This is a genomic window from Paraburkholderia sp. J76 (genome assembly GCF_905220295.1).
Taxonomy (GTDB): domain Bacteria; phylum Pseudomonadota; class Gammaproteobacteria; order Burkholderiales; family Burkholderiaceae; genus Paraburkholderia.
Genome location: NZ_CAJMZJ010000012.1, coordinates 213,909 through 238,154 on the forward strand (window position 1 = coordinate 213,909; position 24,246 = coordinate 238,154).

The window sequence follows — 24,246 nt, forward strand, 5'->3', positions numbered from 1 at the left end:
GACACACATCTGAACATCAATCAATATATCGGGTGTGTCGACATTCAAATGTCGACAATTGTGGAAGCTAATAGATATTCCAAAATTTAACTGGATCTACCTAGACGAATTTGCAGAACCTACTGGCAAGGCCAGTTCTGCGTCGCTGCAATAGTGCGTCAGTTTCGGGTTGGAATCCGGAGGGCCGTACCTCCTCTTTTTCGGATCAAACACGATGGTGTAGCTACGTTCTTGCGTGTCGGAAATGCTGTCGTTATAGCAATCACGAGTGACACGGAGTTTTAGCCAACCCGTCGTCCTGTCCATCGCATCGGGCCTGAGGTTAGTAAAGAAGTCATCTCCAACTTTCACAAAGTTGCCGTCACGACACTGCGCGAACAGCATGAAATGAGTCACGTCGTTATCGCCATATGAACCCGACAAATCCTTAATAACGTAGTCATGTAAACGATCGGAATTTAGATGAAGACGATTGTCCACAAACGTCTTGCCGAAAGCCTTTGTATAGAGACAGTCCCCAACACCATCTGCGCGACACACGCTTACAAGTTTGTTGTCATACTCCCTAATGGCAAATTTTACATCACCACCTTTGTTGCACTCGTCGCCAATGCCCGTTGCCGCTCGACTCGTCGGGCCTATCAGACTGCAAACGCTAATCGCGAGAGCGGAGAAAAAGGTCAACGTAATGATTTTCATGAGTTATAGACCCGTTGAATCAAGACTAAAGGAATTTCTGGTTTCCCGGAGACTACCAAGCTCGTCGCCCAACGCGTAGTGTCTATCAGCTCTTCCGGTATATGAAGGCCAGGCTGCCAAAAGGGCTTGGGTGGGATTAACTGCCGTGGCGTCGGCCAGAAGTCGTGACGTCAATGCGCTCTCATGCGCATCTGTCCATTGTGCCGGCGGAAGCGTCCACGCAAGTGTCGGGCTGGCGTTGATCGCACTTTGTATTGAACTACTGACCCGTTGTCCAGTAACATGCGCCGGTCGATAGATGTGCCACCGCAGCAATATGGCTACCGCCTTTTCCGAAGTGAATATATGACCAAGTGTAGACACAATTGCTGAAGGCCCCGAACCAGCACGTACCGGAACATCAAGAACGTCTCGGAGGCGATACCGCACCATATCCCACATTGCCTGCTGAACTTGGGCGACAGTGCGTCCGGCCATGATCATTCGGAAGAACCAATGCCACGTTTTGAAATAGTTGGCTTCATCTGCGGCTCGATTTACGTCCGTAAGATTCTGAATATTATTAGGAGCTTGCGCAGGATCGGTATTGTCGTTATGGGTTTTTATCCAACCATTGAATGTCCGTTGGTGGCGATTCCACAACGTCCCGCGGTTGGTAGCGGTCCAGTCACTCGAGCGCGTCCACGCTTCTGAAGGGTACAGGCCAAAGTTACCGAAGGCTAGCAGATAACTGTCTCGATCTTTGGAGAGTACGTAGGCCAGAAAGCCCGGTAACTCACCGTTGTGGTATCCATGCTGAGGCATCAAACCCATGGTCCAATGGCACGGCCCTAGGGAGATCAGTGCGTCGTCGTATGCATTGATTGAGTCGAATGCCCCCATGCACTCCTGCTCTGCGGCGGCGCGAACGACGCGGTAGGTTGAAGTTGTCGCGCCATTTTGGTCAGCTTGAAGCGAGGCTAGGGTGGTTGTGGGGCCAACCAGTAGCTCAGGCATCATCTCGGCTTGCGACCATGTGTGTTTGGGTACGATGCTCGCAGGTCCACCGTAGGTGCTGTAGTGGTAGTAGGCTCCCAAGACTTGGTACTCGTTGGGATTGCAGCCATTGGGATAGGAATAGTAACCAGAGAAATCGCGGTAAAACACGCGAGGACCGCCACTGGTTATCTCGTTATATCTCCAGACATTAGTCCCGTGTCTAAATATTGATGTTCGCTGACCGTGACGGTTGATTTGCCAAGCTTCGATGACTACCGGGCAACGAAAATTGTTGGAAAGCCAATGATCGATGGCCGTTCGCGTTCGTGCATTTACAATGCCACTAATGGGACCAGTATATAGCGCATCGTTGGATACGGAGTCCAACGTTCCGACGTAGTAGGACTCTGGTGGGTTAGCCCCCTGCCGCGCACCGAGTGCGGAGACATCAACTGCTGATTGGCCAGTTTGCGGCGAGTACTGTTGCAAACGCTGAGCATTCAATCTCGCAACAGTTCGCATGCGCGCGTAGCATTGGAATTCCTTTACTGCCCATTCGGTATACCGATCAAATTTCCCATTTGGCTCTGGAATGATCATGAAGCCAAGGGACCGCAAGTCTCGCTGCAATTTCTGCACATATTGCGGCACGTTGAAAGTCGCACCACCCGCCTCCTGCGGGGTTTGGGCAGATTCTCCTGCGGGTGGTGGGGGGTTGTCAACGCCACCCCAGCGCGGAGGATGACTTTGATTTTGGCTGCCATCGTGGTCGTCACGCTGCAAGTTAAAGTCGCCGTACAAGTCCATTTCTTCCCCACTTTAAATATCGTGACCAGAACCTAAGGCAGTCAACGCATCCGGTTTTAAATCCGCGTGGGACTGCCTGTCAGACGCCTCCTGAAAGCGTTTCCATGCCACCTGACTCTTGGGACCAAAATCGCCGTCAACCTTTCCGTCGTAGAATCCAAGGTTCTTCAACCGCGATTGAATTCCCCTATGGTCATCGGTTTGTCCCTGCTGGCATACCTCGAGGTTCCATGTCCACGGGTGACTGTTCGGCCCGAAGGGGAACACAGTCAACTTGCCATTGGTTACCCCTTTGGGTATCGGATGATTGATGATGCCGTCGGCAGGCACTGTTCCCTGGTAGGTCTGCGCACCCAGGTGAAGGGTGTAAGGCTTGCCTGCGAACGTTGAATTCTCATAAGGTCGGGAGAGGCGCACGACGAACTGTTCAAGGTCCGACTGGTTGGGTAAATAGGCCGGAATAGATAAGGATGCCTTACCCTGCTTCTGGATCGTGATAACCTTGAAGAACAGATCGGCAGGACCACCAAGCGTCACATTGCCGTCCTTCAACTGGACGAATGCACCACCACATTCGAGGATAAGCTCATTTTTCGCGCTGACGCGCACTGTTCCATTGACGCTCGTCACGGAAACATCCTGATCGGCGAAGAGCGACATCGCATCGCTCTGCGCCTGGATCTCCACTGGACCCTTCGCCGCAAAAATCTTGATGCCGAGCTTCTGGGCGAACAGAGAAATGCGTTCGCCAGCCGCGACCGTAAAGCGTTTGAGCACGCTGAAATCAGCGTTCTTCCCGGCCACGGTGCTGATGTTGCCCTGCGCCGAGAACTGCATGCCCTGTCCCGTCACAACCCCCGCAGAAGCCGGCGTACTCATGAGCAGCCCGGGTTCCTTCAATCCGTCGAAGTCGGCCTTCATCTGCTGCTGGGCGTCCGTGTCGGCTGGGTCCGCCTTCGCACTGGTCGCAGAAGCCGCGAGGGCCTTTGCAGTGGCAAGCGCGCTTTCGAGTTGTGCAATGGTCTCCTGCATGTCGAGCTGCTTGCCCGCCGCGGCCGGGCGATCGTACGCCGTCAGATGCAGGCCCTTGCCTGCGCGGTTGACGCCGTAGCCCGATGTCCGAAGCTCATAACCTTCACCGCGATACTCGAGCTTCTGGTTCACCAGATAGCCCAGATTCAGCTGTGATTTCCCAGAGTGCTCCGTGCTAAGCTTGATGCCTTCCTGGCCCGACCAGTCTTCCATGCGCAGCTTGTTATTGCTCTGCGTGCGGATCATGTTGCGGGAGAGCCAGCGACGGTCGTTCGTGATCAGATCGCGCGCCTGGCTATGGTGGTGAAAGGCCGTAATTTCCGGCTTGTCAGGGTCGCCATCCCGGAATGAAATGACTGCCTCGTCATTGTCCAGTGCGACGAAGTGCAGACCGGTCTGCAGCTTGCCGGCGAACGGTTTCGCCAGACGCAGCGGCACGCTTTCACCGCCCTTCGGCCAGTCAGCAAAATCTACATCGAAGCGAACGACGTAATACCCGACAGAATTGAGATAAGCGTAGGTGTATTTGTCAGGACTGCAAATTCTTGCGCTGAGTGTGCCCGCGATTCTGGGCCAGGTGTCCGGTCTCAATTCAAGACGGAAGCGGCGGTCGGCGGGAATTGCCTTGTAGCGGTTGGTATAGGGCTTGTCACGTGCACCGCTATGCGTGATCTCGGTAATCATCTGCCCCTGTGGGGCATCGGGCAGCACGATGTCGGACTCAAGCACGCGCGCGCACTGCAGCTCGAGCACGTTGCTCTCGCCTTCATACACGACCTGGCGGGCGAGCGCCGCCTCGTGCCGCAGTTGGGCTTCCCATTTCGCCCCGGCCTGGTTGAGGTGGTGGGTGCCGTATATGTACGGCTGACCGTACGTGGTCGTATCCTGTGGCGCCAGATTGGCGCTATCCCTAAATCTCTCCCAGGCCGATTCCGGGTTGTAATCCGCGACGGTGTAGCCCTGTGCCACCGTCACGTTGTGGGTCTTGAGCGAGGTGATCGCTTCCACGCCACCGGATTCCAGACCAGCCGCTTCGCGGTACGGCACCGTCAGACGGGGATCGTAAATATAGTGGTCGATGTCATCGGCGAAGACGACCTGATCGCCGTACTCCGTTTCGACGATATAGCAGTAGATGCCCGACTTCTGCATCAGCATCTGGACATAGCTCAGATCGTCGACGCGGTACTGGAAACGGAACAGGTGCTTGAGATACCGGTTCCTGAGCCGGAACGACATCTGGTGATCCTTGATGCCGTGACGACGCAGGATGGCCGCGATGATGTCGGGCGTCGACTGGTGCTGATAGATCTGGGTATTGTGGACCGCGGCGAGCCGTCCAAAATGCGACTTCACGATGATCTCGTATTGCGAGAGATCCCTCGACGTTTTCACATTTGAAATGCGGTCGATAAAGCCCGAGATCTTCTTCGGCACACCGTCGTCTGGCACGATGGTGAATACCGCATCGAGATTCAGGTAGTCGGCGCGGGCAAGCTGCTGCGGATGGGTCGCGACAATGCGCAACACGGTCGGCGCGCCCATGACTTCCGTCGCCTCGAACTCCACGACCGAAAGCTCCTTCGCGCTTTCCGTTCCCGGCACATCCAGAAAATACGCCTGACGCCCCGGGATTGCCGTCAGCTTGTTGATGAACTCTTTCGCTTTTCCCGCTTCGTCAAACAGGCTTGCCATCTTTGCTGACCCCTCACCTGATTAGCACTACGTCACAAGCGACATGCGCAGCGAATATCGTTGCGCGCGCAATCGTGGAGGATAGACATTACCCACCTTCATTCTGCGGGTGAAGGGTCGGGGACAATAAACGTGAAGCGTTCATTGTTCTTGATCAGGTAATGACAATTGTTCACCGTGCAGCGTGGTTTTGAGACGGGATGCATGTTAAACATGCCCGGTTAAGCGATGCCGGTACCGACCAGGACCTGAACAATGAGCGCAAGCTTCCAGAGCAGCACGCAGCGGGACGTCATGGCCGCACCACCCGGCACATCTGAATGGCAGGTGGATCTGCCCGAGTGTGTGGATACGCTGCTCATTGATCACGACCTCGCGATTCTTGACCGGATGCTCGGGCGGCAGATCGACGCCATCCTTCACCATCCCGCCTTCCAGGCTCTTGAAGCTGCGTGGCGAGGCCTGCAGTTCCTGGTCGATCGCACGGAGTTTCGCGGCGACGTCAGGGTGTACATCGAGGTGCTGGACGTTTCCAAGGAAACCCTGAGAGAGGACTTTGAGGATGCGCCGGAACTGATCCAGAGTGGCCTGTACCAGCACACGTATGTCCAGGAATACGACACACCCGGTGCGTGGCCCGTCTCGGCCGTCATCGCGAACTATGAGTTCGGCGCCGGTGCACCGGACATTGCCCTGCTGCGCAATCTCTCGAAGGTGGCGGCCGCGGCGCACATGCCGGTAATCGGAGCAGTTTCACCGGCCTTCTTTGATCGCAACTCCATGGAAGACGTTGCGGGCATACGCGATCTGCACGGCTACTTCGAGCGCGCGACTTACCTCAAATGGAAAACCTTTCGCGAAACGGAAGACGCGCGCTATGTCGGGCTCACGCTGCCCCGCTTTCTAGTACGTCTGCCGTATGGGCCGGAGACGAATCCGGTGTGCGCCTTCAACTACACCGAAGATGTCCGCGGCGGCGGCCGGGATGCGTTCCTGTGGGCCAACGCAGCCTTCGCCTTTGCCGTGAATCTGGTCAGAAGTTTTGTGCGCAACGGCTGGTGTCTCCAGATTCGTGGCCCGCGCGCAGGCGGCCTGATCCGCGATTTGCCCACGGACCTTTACGATCTCGATACGGGCCGGCTCGGGAAGATCGCGACCGACGCGCTGATTCCGGAAACCCGCGAACACGAATTTGCCGAACTCGGTCTCATCGCGCTTTCGTACACCAGCAATCACGACTACGCGTGCTTTTATTCTGCCCATTCGACACAGAAGCCTGCCGTCTTTGATACCCGCGAGGCCTCGGCCAACAGCCGCATCAATGCGCGCCTGCCGTACATCTTCCTGGCCTCACGTATCGCGCACTGTCTGAAGATGATCCAGCGCGAGAATATCGGCACCACCAAGGACCGCCGCGTGCTTGAGCTCGAGCTGAATAACTGGATCAAGGGCCTTGTGACCGAGATGAAAGATGCCGGCGACGAACTGCAGGCTTCTCATCCATTGCGGCATGCCAAGGTCGAGGTGGAAGACATCGAGGACAATCCGGGCTTTTTCCGCATCAAGCTTTTTATTGTCCCGCACTTCCAGATCGAGGGCATGGACGTGAGCCTGTCGCTCATGTCGCAGATGCCGAAGAAGAAGAACTGAATTTCGCCCACTCTCCTGACGTGAACTCCGACCCATTTCAACGATGAAGATAACGAAACCCCTGTGGGCACGTGGCATTTTCATGACGCCGCAGCACTTCCAGCAGCAGGCGCTCTGGGAGCAGTATGCCAATGACCAGAACGCCCGCATGTCCAGCCCCGACGCGTGGGGCGTGGTCGACGTCGCACTGGATTCGAAGGCCCTCTCTGTCGACCGGCTGCAACTCACGAAACTCACGGCGCGCCTGCGCGATGGCACGCTCATTGACAGCGAGACGGCTGACTGGCTGCCTGCTGCACGCAGTCTGGCCGACGTGCCCGCCGATGTGGAGGCGGTCACGGTATTCGCTGGCGTGGCGCTCATCGATCCGCAGGGCGGCAACTGCGTGGAACCCGGCGAGAAGCCGGCGCGCCCGCGGCGATCGACCCGCGAATTCGTTCACGCCGTCGATATCAACGGAGAGGGAAAGGAAGAGATCAGCGTCGAGCGGCAGGTAATCGTGCTTCTGTTCGATTTCGAGAAGGCGGGCGACTATGTCGCATGCCCCGTTGCGCGCCTCATACGCACGCCGCAGGGTCGTTTCGAGCAGGATGAGTCGTTCGTGCCGCCGTGCCTTTTCCTGTCTGCCAGCACGCGGCTCACGCAGCGCATGCGGCGCCTGTCTGAAATCCTCACGGCCAAGAGCGCAAGTCTTGCGGTGCGCCGCAAGGAGCGTTCGGACCAGATCGCCGATTTTGCGGTATCCGACGTCGCGCTCTTCTGGCTGCTGAATTCAGTGAACGGCACGTGGCCGGAACTCGCGCGTCTCGCCCAGGCCCCCGACCAGCATCCTGAGCGACTCTATGCCGTGCTCGCGCGGCTGGCCGGATCGCTCCTCACATTCTCGACCACGGAGACGCTGCAGGCTATTCCGGCGTACGACCATCACGGGCCAGAGCCGGTGTTTGCGGAACTCGAGTCCCTGATCCGCGTGCTGCTGGATGCGGTGATTCCGTCGCGCGTGGTCCCTATTGCTCTCGAGCGCCTGCGCCCCTCGATGTGGCTGGGCCGCATCAACGACGACCGGCTTACCCAAGACGTCGACTATTACCTTTCGGTGCGCGCCACGCTGCCCGCCCACGCCCTTCTGGAGCAGTTGCCGGCGCTTTGCAAGATGGGCGCACCGGATGAGGTCGAACAGGTGGTCAATTCCGCGCTTGCCGGCATCACCCTGCGAGCGGTGTCGCGGCTGCCGGCTGCCATTCCCGTGCGCATCGAAAACCAGTATTTCGCGGTGGACAGTTCCGACCCGGCGTTCAAACGGATGATCGCTGCACGCGCCTGCCAGATATACCTGCCGTCGTCGATTCCCGAAGCCGAGCTTGAACTCTACGCGGTGCTGCCGTCATGAAGGCCTCCACCGCACAACCTGTCACGGACCTGCTGCCCGTTGCCCTGCGCGATACGGCCCATACCGTTATAGCACTTCGTAAAGGGAAGCCGCCTTCGCTGCATATGCTACGCGGAGAATGCGATGACCAGGTCATCCGCCTCCGTGAGGAGTTACTGCGGCGCGGACAGCCTAATGACGTGATCGATGATGCGCTCTATGCGCAATGCGCCCTGCTCGACGAAGCCGCGCTCAGGGGCCTGCGCGGTGAAGCCCGCGATGATTGGGAGCGCGAACCGCTGCAGGTGGGCGTGTTCGGTCGCAACGATGCGGGTGAGGAGTTGCTGCGCCGGATTGGCCAGCGGCTGCGCGAGCCCCGGCCCGTGCTGCCGCTGCTCGCGATTTTCGCCGCTGTGCTCAAGCTGGGCTTCACAGGCCGCTTCGCCGTGAACGAGGCCGAAGCGCGCACGAAGCTTATCCGCGCGATTGACGGGCGCCTCGAGCGCGCCGTGGGCGGTGTCATGCCAGACCGCTCCGGTCCGGTGGTGGTGACGCCGTCTCGCGGGCGAAGACGTCTCCTGTCACCGCTCGCGTGGGTAGCCATTGCATGCATTGCGGCCGGTCTCGCCTGGTTCGCCATCGACCGGTGGCTGCTGTCGTCCATAGCCGCTATGGGACGGTGAGGCACCGATGCGCACAGGACCTGGACTCTTCGAGCGGATCACTGGGCATTTTGCCGACGGTGCGATCGTGAAGGACTTCTCGCCGGAGGACCAGACGTTCCTTTCCGTGCGGGACAACATCGAGCGCATCCTGAACAGCCGGCGCGGCTCGCTCGCTCACCTGCCCGACTTCGGGCTCGACGACCTGTCGGAGATCTACCGGCATCTGCCCTCATCGACGCACAGACTGCGCAACGCGATCGAGTCGACGCTGCTCAAATACGAGCCGCGTCTGAAAAAGATCGAAATCGAGGTGCAGACCCCGGAGCCCGGAATCATGGTCAGCTTCACGATGAAGTGCCACCTGCGCAGGGAAGGGCTGGTGCGCTTTGACACGGTATTCACACCTGACGGCAGGACGCGCCTGAAGATGCTGCAGGCGGCGCTTGACCGGTATTGAGGCAGTACGGATCTTTTTCAACCCACGAAGGAGAAATGGCATGGCAACGATGCTGGCAGTCAAGGGCAACAGAACAACAACCGGGGGCGAGGTGCTGGACGGCGACGAGTCGTTCTCGGACGAGAACGGGGCGCTCGCGCCGGATGGCGGAATGGCGTCCTGCGGCCGCTGCGGGCACAACGGGCCAATGCTGGGGACAGCGAAGAACTGGGGGCTGACGGGCACAACGGCTGTCAAGGACAACGATATCGTGGCGTGCCAGTGCCCACGCGGCGAGAATCGCGTGATCGCCCGCTCCGGGTTCTACGACGAATAGAAGTGCCACCCGGTCTGGCCTTAAGTGAATCGACTGCGCTGCCAGCAGGAGGAACCCCTCTTTTCGTACTTGCGACGCGTCAACTGATGTTGTGTTTTCTGGCTGGACGGCGTCGGCGCAAGTAATCCCGGCGTTATAAGTCCCGTGGGACCAAACAGGGTTCATATCGCGGTCGCGCGCACGCGTGAAGTTGCCAGATCAGTGCCGCCGCCCTCGCGCGCTCGCTGACAGTCGGAACCACGACGCGACGCGCGAGAGCCAGCCCACCCCGAACTGAGAGGAACAGGCAAAATACATGGCTCATCCCCATCACCCGCCTCATCCGGCAGCACCCGACACCCACACCTCCGCCAGCACCGCAATGGCAGCCGCTGAACTGGAGCTTCGCGTTTGCACCCAAAGGCGGCAATTCAGCCGCCCCCCAGCCTGGCTCCATGCGCTCGCGGGTGCCGACGGCGGCTTCTATCCACTGGGTCGAAACGGCATGTTTCACGGCGGCATCCACTTCGACTCAGGCACTGGCAGCGACCTTAAGCAGGCCGATGGCGTCAAGGTCATTGCCGATGGGGAGGTGGTGGCCTACCGGCTGGATTCAGCGTATCCCCAACTAACCTATCCGACGACGCCACCCCGCTACGCGCTGTATTCGACCGGGTTCGTGCTAGTGCGTCACAAGCTTGTACTGCCCCCCGAGCCAAAGCCCGCCGGTTCCCCGGCAGGCGCTGGCGGCGCGCAGACCCCGCAAAATGACCCGCCGGCCGCCGACGAGGTGCTGGAGTTCTATAGCCTTTACATGCACCAGCTTGACTGGGCGGGTTATCAGGCAGCCGAACAGGCGGACAGCGATAGCACAAAGACTGCCCCTTCGGTTCACCGCTTGCCTTTCTGGCGAGGCGACCGGCTTTTCTGGGTCGGCGCGAAAGCGAAGGACAATTTGTCTGCGCCGCCAGTCGATCCGCCTAACGGCGCTCAGCCTGCCGCGACGCCACAGACCGGCATCAATATCCGCGACCGTGCATCGGGATCGGTAATCGGCCTGCTGCCTAGCGGTGGCGAACTCACCATCGTTGGCGACGCCACAAAAGGCTGGGCACAGATTGCAACCATCACGAAGGGCACACCGGTTGCCGCCATTGCTGGCGGGACGGCAGACCCGAGCGCCGCCACGGGCTGGGTGTATCTCGACGAACTCGACGCGATAATTGACCCGAAGCCGCTGGATACCGTCGTCGTGCTCGATACGCCGTACAAGGTTCGCGCGGGCGATGTGGTCGGCTACCTTGGTGAGTACCAGAACTCCACCCAGTCGAGCGTGCTTCCGCCGCAGCCGACGCGTCCGGTGCTTCACGTCGAGGTCTTTACCGGCGCACAGATCAACGATTTCACCACCAAAAGCCGGGCGCGCGCGAACAAGCTGGGCGACAAGGTACCTGGCGGCAAGTCTCTGCTGGTGATCCAGCCGGGAACCAAATTCGTCAAACCCTCCGATGCACAAAGCAACAGCCAACTGGCAGGCCTTACGCTCGCACTGTCATCGGGCGATCCTGGCAAGGGATACTGGGCCAAGGTGCAGCCAACCCGGATTGCGGCACAGCCCGGCGCGCACGGCCATAAACACCCCGCGAGTGGGACGCCCGTAGGCAATCCGCTATGGGTTGAACGCCGGTACGCGGGCAAGGTAGCCGCTGCGACGGTCCAAACCTGGGCGAACTTCCCCTTACAGCTTGCCAGTGCCCAGGGTTCGGTGGTCGGCTACCAGGAGGTATTTTCACGCGCCCAGCTTGACCAGCTTTCCGATAACAGCCGGGCGTCGGATGAGAACAATGGCCAAGGCACATCTGCACAATGGTGGGAGATTGATGCGGGTGACAGCGATGGCAAGCCGATCTATGGCTGGGTGTGTGAGAAGGCCACCCGAATACGGAATGGCAAAGCCCGTGGTCCTGGCCAGGTTTTGATACGGTCGATACGACCGGAATCTCGGTAGTCGACCTGTACCGCCGCAACCTGTTTGAGACGAAACAGTTGCTCGACGGCGAGGAACAGGCATTCACCCCGGTTGCTGCGAAGGTCAACGCCACTCCGTTTATCGCGAAGCTGGAGAAGGCAGCCATGCGCGGGGGCAGCGGCAAGGGGAACCTGGTGGTTCCAGCTGACCTGAAAGATGCATTGACCGTGCCATGGCTGGCGGAGGTGGTCTCGCACCTGGTCGTCAGGTACGAAAGCGAATGGGGCGGCGACATGAGCAAGTGGGAAGCGTTGTCACCGCTGATGGGCGACGACGGCAAGCCCATCTGGCAGGCCGAGCTTGAGCGCATCGAAAAGCTGAAATGGTGGGACAAGGTGAGCGCGGTCGCTGGCTTTCCCGCCAGTCCGGCCGTTTGGCATGTTCACCCGATCGGGTTGGTGGGGAATTTTATTGATGCGTCGGTTTGCATTCCATTGCCCAAGGCGCAATTGCTTGCGCTCACTATTTCTTCGGGTTTCGAGGGAAATCATCCGATGGACTATGCCGCTACCGCTGGCAATTTTGACGGAATGGGCATGTCGTATGGTCTGATCCAGTGGAACGCTGGTTCCGGAACGCTAGCTCCGGTTCTATCAGCAATGCGTAGCGCTGATCCTGTTTCCTTCAAGGCCGCATTTCCGCCGGCATCGAACTACGCCGCATTGGATAGCGCGATAACAAGCGGTAATAGTGGAGATTTATATAATTGGGCAGTCAATCAGGAATCAAAGAATCCAAGCGGCTGGAAAGTACCCTTCCAGAACTTGCCCAACACTCAAGCGTTCAAGGACATTCAGCTTGCGACTGCTGTAACGGAGCGCCACCACCATGTCATGGCCATGATCGAATTTCTTCGGTCTTTGTCGCCCGATTTGATGAAGAAAATTGAACTCGTTTCATATTGTGCGCTGTTCGATGTCGCCGTTCAGCAACAGTCACTTACGCCAGCCGCTCAGGCAATCAAGTCCAGAGTGGCGAGCGACCATCCGGCAAGTCAATCTGCTCTTGTGCGCATTGCGGTTGAAGAGCGGGCGAAAGCAGCAAAGCACCTATATGTTGCAGATTGTATGAGCCGCCGAATTGGAATTCTTCAGCAGTCGCCGTACTCGTACACCGCCTACGGGAAGACAAGCCAAAGAACAAACACGAATTTCGATCTCATTTCCCAGGATGCCCATGCATATGTGTGTCAAATCTAGGCTCGCTGCGGTGCTTACTCTGACTCTATCAATGAATGCGCTCGCGACAACGCCGTCGCTCTTTGGGGGTTGCGACAGCAACGGAGAGTGCTCCGCAATTTTCAGCAGTTCATTACCGGAAGCGAAATCGCTCTGCGGAGAACGAACTGCGTTCATCGCATGGAGAAAAGATTCCAAGCCGATTTTGTTGCAGTGCATGGGTTCCGCGACTGATGGGGAGGACAACGTAAGCTACATAGTCAACGGGAGCGATGTGGTGGGCCTGAATTATGGCCGTTACGTAAAAATCAACTTTTTGCAACAGAACCCTGCTGCGTCGGTACCGGGCAAGTTTGGCACAACGCCGGTTTGCGCTCCAGCGAACTTGGAGAAGCTGCATAAGAGCACATTTGCATTACTGTACAAGCGACCTGATGATACTGCGGATTATTACTGCTATGACGTTGCGTATCTGAGCGCATCAAGTGGCGGTGTTCGGTTGGACACCAATGCGACAACCGTGAGCGCCTCCGACAAAAACTATTTTTCAGGACCTGCCTCTGCTCGGACAAGACTGCGCGTCAAAAAGTTGACTCAGGTGTTCCAAACATGGCGCACCGATCAGTCTAACTGAGACATCCGGCGTCTGATCGCTTTTCGGTTTCGCACCCGGCTCCGAATAATCTCACAAATCAGAGATATCACTCAAATATCGTAGAGGATGGCGGCACGGGAAAGCAAACGGTCGATGCGATCAATGCCGCTCCCGATCAGGAAGCATTGCTTGATGATATAGCGTCGATTCGGCGACAGTACTACACAAATCTAACGATCAAGAACCCAGGCCAGATTGGTAATCTCAAGGGCTGGTTGAACAGAGTTAGCGATTGGTTGCAGGTGCAAGTATGAACATGCGTAAATGCATTACCTTTTTGATAGTGGCAGTGAGTACGCTGCTTGCCTACTTGATGCCAAGGGCGGCCGAAGGGAAATTTTCGGGCGATTGGGAATATATAGAACACATAGCAGGTTCAAGCAAACCGTATTCAACGTTTGAAATAAAACTCGGTGAATCACGCGATGGCGCTCTGACTGGCTCTTATTGTTTTATCACGCAAAATGGGAACCGAATTGACTGTGACACGAACGGGGCAAAAAATATCTTTGGACGCGTCCGCGAGGACGGAGGTCATGCAGAAGTTCATTTTCACTCCTTTTTCGGCGCAAAAGACGGTTTGGCAGACATCACTAGTAACGGTGATAAATTAATGTGGAGGGTTACGAAGAACCCAAAGGGAGATTTTTTCTATGGGCCTTACTCGGCAACCCTGACCCGGAAACATATCGACGCCCATCAAGGCGAGCACCAGGTAATTGCAGACAAAGCCTACTTGTATCCTACGCCATCCGAAGCGAAAGTTAATATGTATATCGTTAAAGGGGAATACGTTAAATTGATAAATATTTCGGATAATATGAAATTCTGGAAAGTTTCATATTCTAAAAAAAACGGAGTCACCATAGAGCGCTGGATTGATTGTCGCGCCATCGATTTCTGTCCTTAAGCCAACTTTGTATGCACTGTCAGGGACTTCAGCTATTCATTCACACCGCAACATGCGCCCCATGTTCGCGCTCAATTAATCTTCCAGCTGATGTCAACAATGTTTACGGAGGGACGCACGCGATAAACCCAGCGTTAAAGGACTTTGCTCGACGGAAATCTGCCGCTCAGAGGGCTTTTACTGCATTAAATAAAGGCAATCAGCCCTGCAAGCGAAATTGGGATTCGACTCTTACGATGGTCATGAAAGCAATTAAAATATTTATGACACTGCTGGGTTTGGCATGTGCGGTGGCGCCATGTTACTCTCGGGATGAACTACCAGCCAGTCTCCCCGCCGATGTAATTCGAGCTGGTTGCTCAATATTTTTTTCCAAAGATTTTCACCCCATCCAAGATGATCCATTGAGCAATCCGCCTTTCTCTATTGTCAATTCATGGAGATGTCGTGATGGCGAGAATTTACCAATTGATAAATATGAAATAAATGGCTCAAGCCCCGATGTGGTAACCGTTTTTTATTGGCGGCGGCGCGATATTTTGGTGCTCGTGAGGTGGCAGGTAAATTCCGAAGCAGCCGATTACGCTGGCAATTATTATGAACTCTTCGCCTATACGCACTCGGATAAATTCGGATCGCCAAAATTTACAAGAGACAATGGGATAATGAAATATTTTCCACCCGGATTTGATGGGGTTGATAAAAATGGAGTTCCAGTTATTTATCCATTCAAGGATGTGCCCTCAATACGAAAAAAACTTCGATCTGTTTACCTTAACTAAAGCTTGGAGTATTGCTTTCGTGAGAGTGCTGCCCCTTCATCTGGTAAGGAGGCTTTTGCTCCTGCTTACCTTTGGGATGCTCGTTGCGTCCAACAGCGCGCTGGCGGAATCAGTGAACGGGAGGTTTTTCACTGGGCAGGGATACAGTGGGGATACTCCATCCTGGAAGGCACCAATACAGACGGAATGCGGATCAACCACGTGGGCCGTGCGACTGGCGATCGGCGCAGAAAAGAATTTATTGCTTTACACATATGTTGCGGACGACATTCCTACTATAAGAGCAAGTGAAATGGGTTTCCTGTCAATCATTACCAATTCAGGCGGAATGGAAGGAAGTGTCACGTATAATTATGTAATCCCAAACCACGACTCATTAATTTCAATTGGTACTATCCAGACGACACTTCATCTTGGAAAAACTGAGAACATCGATGTGCAGCGAAACAAGGATCTGGGAATAAATGAAATCAATGGATTTATAGAGCGGATCGCAAAATTCAACCCCTCCGCATTATCGGATCCGTTGAATGCGTATCCCGCAGCGATGCTATTACTCCTTGGTCAAGGGAGATATTTGACACCGAAAGATGACCTTGATCTATCAGCGCTTTACAAAAACAAGGAAATAGTTGATGACCCCGTTTTGCTGCGGACGCTCAAAAGAGTGATCGACCCAGATACGCAAGGCGCTGAGAATATTTCCGCATCAAGTATAAAAACCGTTATCAGTAATAGAGCATATTATTTAACTCCACCACTTCGTCCGGTATCGATAGATCGTATCTCATTAAAGGTGACGGCGTGAATTTGGTAAAGAAATCAGATAACGGTCGATATTGGCTCGTTAACTATGTGTCGTCGCACGGTCTAAGAACAGAAGAATGGCTCCGCTGTGAGGATATAGGCTACTGTCGTTGACAAAAAATATCAGTAGCCACGCAGAACAATCACAACTTTCAAGGAAATTCCCCACCAAGCCGAACAAAGAGGCAACGCATCACAACATCGCGTGGCACATAGGGCGGAAATATGCAAAGGAAGATGTGGGCGTTCGCCCCGACATCTCTGCGCAATAAGGAGAACAGGGTATCCATGAACGACGGAGTCCGGCATGCACGGGCATCCGGATACACGCGCCAGGTCAAACGAGGATCGGTACCCGCTTCCCGCTCCTGCCTTGCCTGCGCGCAATACGCCGGCGCTCATGCGCGCACTCGGGGCACCAGCTCCCGCGCCAGACGCTGTTGACCGTCGCATGCCACACATGCCCCTGCCCGCACAGCCATTCGAACTTGCCGTGAGTGCCAAGATAGACCGTCGACTGGCAATGGCCCCCGCGCGAGTGTGCGAGGTCCTGCATCTGTTCAATCGTGCGTGTGCGCGCCTTCACGGCGCAGAGATGGCACCACCGCCCCTTGCTTACCCGGGACCACGGCGCAAGCCACGTGTGACCTTCGGCGCATTCCCATTCAAGCGGCGTTTCCTTGTCGACGTAAGCCGACAGGCAACGGCCGCCTGGTTGAGCGTTTCCTGCTGCGACTTGATGCGCTGGAAATGACACGTCCGGCACAGTCGCCCTGAAGCACACCGTCCAGGCACGCTGACCACGTGTGACCCGCCTCGCAGCGCCATCGCATCTTCTCACGTGTGTTGACGTAGCGACAGGCACTGCCCCCCACGCGCGGTGGCAATCGCGCGCGCCTCCTCGAGCGAATGCACCATCGCCCGATCATAGGCGCAGTCAACGCACCAATGCCCCATGCGCACGGCCTAATGAGCATCGGAAAGCGGTGACCGGCCGCACACCGGAATTCGAGCGGTACCTGGTAACTCGCGTACGCTTCAGACAGACACGCGCCGCCCCACGCGGCGGCCACCTTCTTCATGCCGGCCAGCACCGCTTCGCGGTATTCATCGGGCCGCACACCGGCCCGCCCCGGTAACGCGTCGAGCGCACGCTGCACCCGACGGCGGGTTGCCGCGGGAACCCGCTGCGACCATGCTGACGCATATGCTACCTCGTATCGATGCATGACGACCTCACTGGGCCAGCGAAAGCATACGCGCTGGATCGAGTACGGTCATCTCGCCCTGCAGCACACCGATCCGGCGCGCAAGTTCCGTCTTGTCGGCATCCTTGCGGGTGCTCACAGCCCTCAGCGCACGGACGAGCTGGAGTTTGACCTCGAACACCAATGCCGGATCCCAGCGCGCGAGCGGCAGCGATTTCGCGGTGCCATCGAGCTCAAGCAGCAGCGCCATGGCCGTGTCCGCGCGTTCGGCCTGGGCCGCAAGGCGCGCCATCACAAACCGCTGCAGGTAACGGTGCCGCTCGGTCTTCATGCCGGGAATGCCTTCGAGCCACGCGAAAGCCGCTTCGATGCCGTCTCGCGCCGTAAGATCCTTCGCCTGCGCCTCGATCTCCTGCCAGTCACCGGCTCCGCCTTCCGTGCTCTCGGCCGACACCGGCAGCGGCGCGACGCTCTCCCCTGCCTCGAGGTCACGCACGACTGCATGCCGCGCGATCCACTCGAGCGTCGTATCGTCGGCGAACGGCGTGCCGTCGTTGAACGACAGACGCTCGATGCCAGGCAAGCGCTCGAGAAAAAGCGCAAAGTCCGCGCGCAGCAGTTCGCGCCAGGCGTTGTAGGGCGCGCCTGCATGGTCGAGTGCCACGTGCTGGAAATACTGCAGGTCGAACCACACGTGATTGACGCCCTCCATGAAGGCGCCCTCGACGCGCTCGAGCAGTTCGTGCCACTGCTTCTGCAGGACGAGCCGTTTCATCTGCGCGCGCAGCTCCGGGCGCGGCGCAACGAGCCGTGTGTGTGAGGCCGCATCCGCCGGCGGCACTTCATGCAGGGTGTCCCAGCGAACGCAGCGCACGAGCCGCACTGACGGCAGGTAGCCCTGCTCCTGGTCACGCAGCCAGGTCGCCATGCCCCGTGCCTGCTCCAGCAGATCGCGGGTCGACGCGATCGCGCCAGACGTGCCACTTCCCGTCATAGGTGGTGACGGGACCGGTGACGAACCGCTAACCACACCAGCGGATTCTTCCTCATGTTCAAACCTGGAAACGAGCGGCTGAAGATTCGGGCGTGCGGCATCTGCCCAGTTGGCCGTTTGCGTCACGAGCACATCGAGTGCCGCGAGCGAGCGCTCAAGATCGGCCGGCACGGGTTCGCCCCGGCTCGCCAGCAGCTCCATCATGCGCGTGGTGGCCAGCATTTCCAGCGCACCCTTCTTCGCCTCCGCGCGTGCCGGCAGCACCGTCTCCCCAAACCGCTCCACGAGGGCTGCGGCCAGCTCCAGTCCGTCCGCAAATCCGGCTGGCCCGTCCTGCCTCAGGCGCGCTCCGGCATAGTAGCCGGCCAACCGAAGATCCTTGCCGGTTTCCTTCAGTAGCTGTTCGCAGGAGCCCGCGATCAGGGTGTCGTCAATACCGGAGAGCTTGTTCGTCTCGTCCTTGAGCGCGAAGAACGCGTCTTCGTAGCCCGGATCGCGTCCGATACCGTTCTCGCCGGGCAGCGGCTGCAGCCACGCTTGCCAGGTATCCAGCCGCGATCGAGTGAACTCGCCGGCGTCACGCGACGGAAACAGCGCCTTGAGCAGACCAGGCATTTTCACGCGAACTCCCCCTTGCAGGAAAAAAGCAGGAACACAAAAATAAACGCCGGGGCGGTACGGTGCCCCGGCGCGCTCACATGCCCCGATATCCGTCAGCTTTTGGCTTTCGGCATCTGCGACACGAGCGACAGGCCGATGTCCATGCCTTCGACCTGGAAGTGCGGGATGATGAACAGCTTGATGCGGAAGAAGCCCGGGTTGTCCTCGATATCCTCGACCGTCACCTTCGCCTCGCGCAGCGGGTGCGACGCCTGGAGCTCGTCGCCGGGATCCTTCATTTCGGTGACGAGCCCCTTGATCCAGCTATTCAGTTCCAGCTCGAGCACGCGACGATCCTTGGTGGTGCCAATGTTTTCGCGCTGGATCACCTTCAGGTAGTGCGCGATGCGCGAGAGCAGGAAGATATACGGCAGGCGCGCATTGATGCGGCTGTTGGCCGTGGCTTCCTTCGTCTCGTAGAGCGCCGGCTTCTGCGCGGAGCTGGCCGAGAAGAAGCACGCGAAGTCGTGGTTCTTGTAGAACGAGAGCGGAATGAAGCCCAGGTTCGCGAACTCGAACTCGCGCGTTTCGGGAATCAGCACCTCGGTCGGGATCTTCGCCTGGGTGCCCGTGCCGAGGTCGTACAGATGGACCGGCAGGTCTTCGACCTTGCCCCCTGCCTGCGGGCCCCGGATCTGGACGCACCAGCCATTGTTCACGAAGCTGCGGCTCATGTTGGCCGCGAACGCGAACGAGGCATTGACCCACAGGTATCTGTCGTGGTCCGGGCCCTTCACCGCCTCTTCGTAGTTAAAGGCGCGCACGGGCACCGTGTCCTTGCCGTACGGCAGACGGCCGAGCACGCGCGGCATCGTGAGACCCACGTATCGGGCGTCGTCCGTGTCGCGGAAGCTCTTCCACTTGATGAATTCGGCACGATCGAAGTAGTTGGCGATGTCCTGGATGGCCGCCACTTCTTCCATCGTCTTCTTGCCGAAGAATGCTGCGCCCACCGAGCCGATGAACGGCATGTGTGCGGCGGCGGCCACTTTCGAGATATTGCGCAACAGCGCAACATCCATCGGCGAATTCTCGAACTCGTAGTCGCTGACCATCGCGCTGATCGGCTGTCCGCCCGGCGTATCGTATTCCTCGGTGTACGTGAGGCGATACAGGCCGCTCTGGATGAGTTCCGGCGTATCCTCGAAGTCACGCTGCAGGGCTTCCTTCGACACGTCGAGCAGTTCGACGCGTGCGTTACGGCGAAAGTCCGTGCGCGAGACGAGCATCTTGAGGCCGCGCCAGCGGCCCTCGAGCGCCTGAAACGCGGGGTTGTGCATCACGGCATCGAGCTGACGGCTGATCTGGCGATCGAGCTGGCCGATGTGGAAATCGAGCAGCGACTTGTCCAGACGCTCGACCGGCTGGCTAGACTTCGCGACGAGTTCGAGGAAGGCGCCCATGCCGCGTGCAATGCGCTCGTCGGCTGAGGCTTCGGAGAGCGTATCGCTGTCGCGGAACGCCTCGATCGGGCGCGCCTCGGCGACGGGCTTGAGATTGATCTTGCTGCACAGCGAGGCATACACGCTGTTGGGGGCGTCTAGCACAACGGTCTCGGTTGCGCCCTGGCGGGATTCGTTCTGTTTCATTGGAGTTCCTGTCTGCGTTTGAAGTGCGACCTGGTTGCGGAAAGCGGTGAGGGCCGCTTTGGGGACCCTTTGCGGCCGCTGGCGCTCAGGCATGCCCTTCCGGTTGCGTGGCGACCGTCGCCAGCTGGGCCAGTTCACCGCGCAGCTTCTCGGACAGACGCTTGTCCTTCAGGATTTTCTCGAACTCGCGGCGGAAGGTCGCGTTATCGAGCAGGTTCGATTTCAGGTCGCGCAGCAGGTTGCGCATGGCAAGCATCGCCTGGAGTTCCGGAATCTGGCGGGCCACCTGCTCCGGTTCGAAGTCCTTCATCGAACGGAACGAGAGGTTGACCGGCAGCTCGGAGCCATCGGCAGCGAGCGTGTTTTCGGCCCCATACTTCAGGTCGGGCGCCAGGTCGGCGAGCACCGAATCGAAGTTGTTCTTGTCTATGTTGACTTTCTTGCGTTCGGCCAGTGGCGCCTGCTCGCGGCCTGCGCTAAAGTCACCGGCAACGAGTAGCTTGAGCGGCAGCTCGACCTTCTTCTGTGCCCCGCCCGTATGCAGATCTAATGTGATTGAAACGCGAGATTTCGGAATTTCTCTCTGGAAGCTGTCCATCGGTAGTCCTAAGAAACTAGGTTCACGTCACCGCAGGAATCAACCGCAGCGACGAAGAGACTCCCGCATGCGCACCGCGAATGCTCATTTCAAAATCTCCCGAGGGCGTGGTTTTCATTCATGCGACCCTTTTGCCAGACCCTATTAAACAGGTTAACTCGCAATCCGTCAAAGCCTTCATGAACTGACTGAAACTAAAGGATTCGTTAAATTTCGTCAATTCAATTAAAACATCAATCCAGCGCAAAAAATGAGTGCGTTCGGGACGCCACGCGTTCAGACCTAGACTACATATACCCCTAAAAAACGGGGGAAACCACGCTTCACATCAATGAATGCACCATCATCTAACTGACTTAAATCAACATTCAATATCCCGTAATGCGCATTGATTATCTCGAAATAAAATAGCGAATCACATATGACAATTGTTCAACGATTCGAACTCCATATCACCCTAAAATTCGCTATCCTTCCGGGAGAAGTGGAAAAGAGAATCCTGGCGTAACGGGAAAATAACTTAAACACTGCAGACCGGCTGTTCGCGTGGGTTGAGACCGCCATGTCGAGCTATCAGCATCACCGGTCCTGCGTCAAACGTCATCGCGCATGATCACACTGACATTAGGTCGCAACCCGCGTGCCCCGCAGAACCTTACGTCCGACGTTGCACGTCCTGCCGGTGCTGGCATGCGGGATCTGGTGCACAGCACCGCGCTGCTGGTGACCTCTGTTGCGTCCGGTGGAACCGTAAGGAACCCTGAACAGCTTCGCGAGCGCTGCGGGCTGAACCTTGACCAGTTCGCGGATGCGCTCGCGCATCGGGATTATCCGGAAGACGTCCGGCGCGAGGCGCTGCTCGCCCTGTGTGGGCTGCTCGACGAAATGGCGCTGCGCTATCTGCCCACCGAAGCCCGTCATGCATGGGAATTACGGCCGATGCAGGTTGAGCGCTTTTCCATCCATGATGCCGGCCGTCGTGTCATCGACAGCATCGAGGCCCACCTGCGTGAAACCTCTCCGGACGTAGAGCTTCTCGACTACTACGCAGCGATTCTCGGTCTGGGATTCACGGGCCGTTATGCGTTTGACGGACAGGCAAAGCGCGCCGCCTTGATCGCTTCGCTTCACGCCACGCTGGAGACGCTTCGCCAGTCCACGGAAGAACCCTTCGTGACCGACCAGGCCGGGCTCCGTCTCTCCAACTCAATGGGCCGGCTTGTGCCGTGGATCCCTGTTGCGCTTGCGGGTCTGGTGGCGATCGCAGTCTGGGTGGCAGGCAGCCGCGCTATCGATACCCAGCTCGCGCACATCGTACCTGCAAAGGTGGCCCGACCATGAAATCTGAACTGCCCGTACTGGCAACGAGCACTCCTTCCCGGCAGGCAACGGGACACGACGGACTGGGCTATCCCCTGCGTCTAATCGTGGTATTTGCCATTGCGCTTGCGCTCGGCGTGATCTGGCTAGTGGCGAAACCGGGCTTAGGGCTCGCATGGGTGCTCACGGGTGTGATCGTGCTCGCAGCATGCCTGCTGATATTCTGGCGCACACGACTGCTCGGCGGTGCGCGGGAAAGTGGTGCGCATGTGCTGGCAGCGCTTGGCGCCGCAACCGCCGACATTCCGCTGCGCCTGCGTACACGCATGCCGCTCGTGCTGGTCACGGGCGACGACCTGCCAGCGCTGTTCGACCGGCATGACGGCAAACGGTTTGCGCATGTGGGCGATGGCGCGATCTGGCTGCGTGTAGACCGGCCGCAGGATCTTCCCCGCATGGCGGTCGCCGTGCGGCAGTGGCGCGACGGGCGTGCTCCCGATGGCGTCGTGCTCTCGGTAGTGCCTGCCCGCCATACGGACGCAGACGTGCTCACGCAGTCGCTGCGGGTGGTACGCCAGGCGGTGGCGGATGCCGCACGCATCCTGGGTTCACGTCCCCTTCCCGGCTATGTCGCGGTTTATCAGCGACTCGCCATTGAAGGCGCTACGGATCGCATTCGCGGGTCCCTGACGGGGCTCGGCGCAACGACACCCGCCAACCTTCTGACGCCTCAGTGGTATGGCGTCTCATCGGCTTCGCGCCTGCTCGATACGCACCAGTACGCGACTGTCATCCGCGCTGCCGAAAACGAGGCCTGGCGAGTGGCGGACAGCCGCGTGCCAGCAACCCGTGCGGCCGCGCTCCCCTCGATCATGGACTGGACGCAGCGGGTGGTGATCGACGCGCTGGCTGATCCGCGGCAGCCCGACATGCCTGTGGCCCTGTACGGCGTGGGCTGGATCGACTGTGGACCGGCAAGCGGACCAGGGCGTCCGTGGGAAAGCGACGTGCAGATACATACCGCGGTCGCCCGTGCACCCGGCGGCGCTTCGCCGATGCCGTGGCCGCTCCCCCAGCCCCTCATCCGGGCCATGCCGCAGCGCTTCTGGATGTCGCCGCGCGTGATTGCACTGGCCCACGCACTCGCACTGCTGGCCTGTGCGGCTGCCATCGCGTTCTTCTTCTCGATGCGGCACAACCAGGCGCTGATCACGCGCATTGGCGCGGACCTTGGCCGCTATTCGATGATCCCGGCCGAACACGACACCGCAAGGCGTGATGCGCTGCAGACACTTGTCACCGATCGCGACGAACTGCAGCGGTATGCGCGCTCGGGCATACCGCTGCCCCTGTCGTTCGGACTGTACCGTGGCGCCGGGCTCATTCCAACGCTAAACGAGGCGATCGCCTCCTATCAGCAGCCCCCACCACCGCCTGCCGTCGTCACGCTCGACAGCATGTCGCTTTTCGACAGCGGCAAGGCTCAACTCAAGGACGGCTCGACCCGGGTCATGGTCAATGCGCTCGAAATGATCAAGGCGCACCCCGGCAAGCGGATTCTGGTGGCGGGCTACACCGATAACGTCGGCGACCCCGACAGCAACCTGAAGCTGTCGACGGCGCGCGCTGAAGCCGTGCGCGACTGGCTCATCGAGGTGTCTGGGATTCCGGCCACGCAGTTCGCCATTCAAGGGTACGGCGATACACGCCCTCTCGCGGATAACGACACCGAGGCCGGCCGGGCGAGGAACCGCCGCGTGGAAATCACACTGGTGCCCGATGCTGCAAAGGAATCAACACGTTCAGGCGCCGCGTCGCCGATCACCGTGCGCTCACCCGGATAGCAGATTTAGGACCCCGAAGCACTGG

At 58.3% G+C, this 24,246-nt stretch carries 20 protein-coding genes; 14 read left to right on the forward strand and 6 right to left on the reverse strand.

The features are described 5' to 3' along the window. Window positions 1-96 precede the first annotated feature (96 nt). From U5768_RS22860 to vgrG, 3 genes are read right to left on the reverse strand one after another with little or no spacing between them, the layout of a single operon-like run. Entirely contained in the window at window positions 97-699 is a 603-nt protein-coding gene (locus U5768_RS22860) for a hypothetical protein (RefSeq protein ID WP_322032660.1), read from the reverse strand. Window positions 700-702: 3 nt separating this feature from the next. Beyond that, window positions 703-2,484, reverse strand: a complete 1,782-nt coding sequence (locus tag U5768_RS22865) for a peptidoglycan-binding domain-containing protein (protein WP_322032661.1) — start codon at window positions 2,482-2,484, stop codon at window positions 703-705. Window positions 2,485-2,496: 12 nt separating this feature from the next. Beyond that, the gene (gene vgrG, locus U5768_RS22870; RefSeq protein WP_322032662.1) at window positions 2,497-5,211 is read right to left on the reverse strand and encodes a type VI secretion system tip protein VgrG; all 2,715 of its coding nucleotides are present in this window, start codon (window positions 5,209-5,211) and stop codon (window positions 2,497-2,499) included. A 294-nt stretch (window positions 5,212-5,505) separates the two neighbouring features. Here vgrG and tssC (U5768_RS22875) point away from each other — a divergent pair, with 294 nt between their 5' ends. From tssC (U5768_RS22875) to U5768_RS22925, 12 genes are all read left to right on the forward strand, one after another. Beyond that, entirely contained in the window at window positions 5,506-6,861 is a 1,356-nt protein-coding gene (gene tssC, locus U5768_RS22875) for a type VI secretion system contractile sheath large subunit (protein ID WP_322032700.1), read from the forward strand. Window positions 6,862-6,904: 43 nt separating this feature from the next. Beyond that, complete coding sequence (gene tssK, locus U5768_RS22880; RefSeq protein WP_322032663.1) at window positions 6,905-8,251, forward strand: type VI secretion system baseplate subunit TssK; 1,347 nt, start codon at window positions 6,905-6,907, stop codon at window positions 8,249-8,251. After that, on the forward strand, window positions 8,248-8,913 hold the full coding sequence (locus tag U5768_RS22885; protein ID WP_322032664.1) for a DotU/TssL family secretion system protein: 666 nt from the start codon (window positions 8,248-8,250) through the stop codon (window positions 8,911-8,913). The genes tssK and U5768_RS22885 overlap by 4 nt, the downstream gene beginning before the upstream one ends. A gap of 7 nt (window positions 8,914-8,920) precedes the next feature. Continuing rightward, entirely contained in the window at window positions 8,921-9,352 is a 432-nt protein-coding gene (gene tssE, locus U5768_RS22890; protein WP_322032665.1) for a type VI secretion system baseplate subunit TssE, read from the forward strand. Between the two features lie 40 nt (window positions 9,353-9,392). Beyond that, a complete protein-coding gene (locus tag U5768_RS22895; protein WP_322032666.1) occupies window positions 9,393-9,668 on the forward strand; it encodes a PAAR domain-containing protein in 276 nt (91 codons plus the stop codon). A 295-nt stretch (window positions 9,669-9,963) separates the two neighbouring features. Continuing rightward, a complete protein-coding gene (locus U5768_RS22900) occupies window positions 9,964-11,655 on the forward strand; it encodes a hypothetical protein (RefSeq protein WP_322032667.1) in 1,692 nt (563 codons plus the stop codon). 38 nt (window positions 11,656-11,693) lie between these two features. Continuing rightward, entirely contained in the window at window positions 11,694-12,875 is a 1,182-nt protein-coding gene (locus U5768_RS22905) for a hypothetical protein (RefSeq protein ID WP_322032668.1), read from the forward strand. Between the two features lie 31 nt (window positions 12,876-12,906). Beyond that, window positions 12,907-13,488 (forward strand): hypothetical protein, encoded by a 582-nt coding sequence (locus U5768_RS22910; RefSeq protein WP_322032669.1) that lies wholly within the window; start codon window positions 12,907-12,909, stop codon window positions 13,486-13,488. Window positions 13,489-13,565: 77 nt separating this feature from the next. Continuing rightward, window positions 13,566-13,763 carry a putative peptidoglycan-binding domain-containing protein gene (locus U5768_RS31995; RefSeq protein ID WP_415913960.1) on the forward strand — a complete coding sequence of 66 codons (198 nt, stop codon included), beginning with the start codon at window positions 13,566-13,568 and terminating at the stop codon, window positions 13,761-13,763. A gap of 35 nt (window positions 13,764-13,798) precedes the next feature. Beyond that, a complete protein-coding gene (locus tag U5768_RS22915; RefSeq protein ID WP_322032670.1) occupies window positions 13,799-14,419 on the forward strand; it encodes a hypothetical protein in 621 nt (206 codons plus the stop codon). A 242-nt stretch (window positions 14,420-14,661) separates the two neighbouring features. Continuing rightward, on the forward strand, window positions 14,662-15,201 hold the full coding sequence (locus tag U5768_RS22920; RefSeq protein ID WP_322032671.1) for a hypothetical protein: 540 nt from the start codon (window positions 14,662-14,664) through the stop codon (window positions 15,199-15,201). Window positions 15,202-15,220: 19 nt separating this feature from the next. Further along, a complete protein-coding gene (locus U5768_RS22925) occupies window positions 15,221-16,009 on the forward strand; it encodes a hypothetical protein (protein ID WP_322032672.1) in 789 nt (262 codons plus the stop codon). A 1,235-nt stretch (window positions 16,010-17,244) separates the two neighbouring features. Here U5768_RS22925 and tssA read toward each other — a convergent pair. The 3 genes from tssA to tssB all read right to left on the reverse strand — a co-directional run bounded on the left by tssA (window position 17,245) and on the right by tssB (window position 21,057). Beyond that, entirely contained in the window at window positions 17,245-18,825 is a 1,581-nt protein-coding gene (tssA, locus tag U5768_RS22930) for a type VI secretion system protein TssA (RefSeq protein WP_322032673.1), read from the reverse strand. 98 nt (window positions 18,826-18,923) lie between these two features. Then, a complete protein-coding gene (gene tssC / locus U5768_RS22935; protein WP_322032674.1) occupies window positions 18,924-20,459 on the reverse strand; it encodes a type VI secretion system contractile sheath large subunit in 1,536 nt (511 codons plus the stop codon). 85 nt (window positions 20,460-20,544) lie between these two features. Continuing rightward, on the reverse strand, window positions 20,545-21,057 hold the full coding sequence (gene tssB, locus U5768_RS22940) for a type VI secretion system contractile sheath small subunit (protein WP_321876911.1): 513 nt from the start codon (window positions 21,055-21,057) through the stop codon (window positions 20,545-20,547). A gap of 609 nt (window positions 21,058-21,666) precedes the next feature. Between tssB and U5768_RS22945 the strand changes: the two genes are divergently transcribed. Together U5768_RS22945 and U5768_RS22950 are read left to right on the forward strand one after the other, a co-directional pair. Beyond that, on the forward strand, window positions 21,667-22,398 hold the full coding sequence (locus U5768_RS22945; protein WP_322032675.1) for a DotU family type IV/VI secretion system protein: 732 nt from the start codon (window positions 21,667-21,669) through the stop codon (window positions 22,396-22,398). Continuing rightward, window positions 22,395-24,221, forward strand: coding sequence for an OmpA family protein (locus U5768_RS22950; protein WP_322032676.1), 1,827 nt, complete (start codon window positions 22,395-22,397; stop codon window positions 24,219-24,221). The genes U5768_RS22945 and U5768_RS22950 overlap by 4 nt, the downstream gene beginning before the upstream one ends. Window positions 24,222-24,246: the final 25 nt, after the last annotated feature.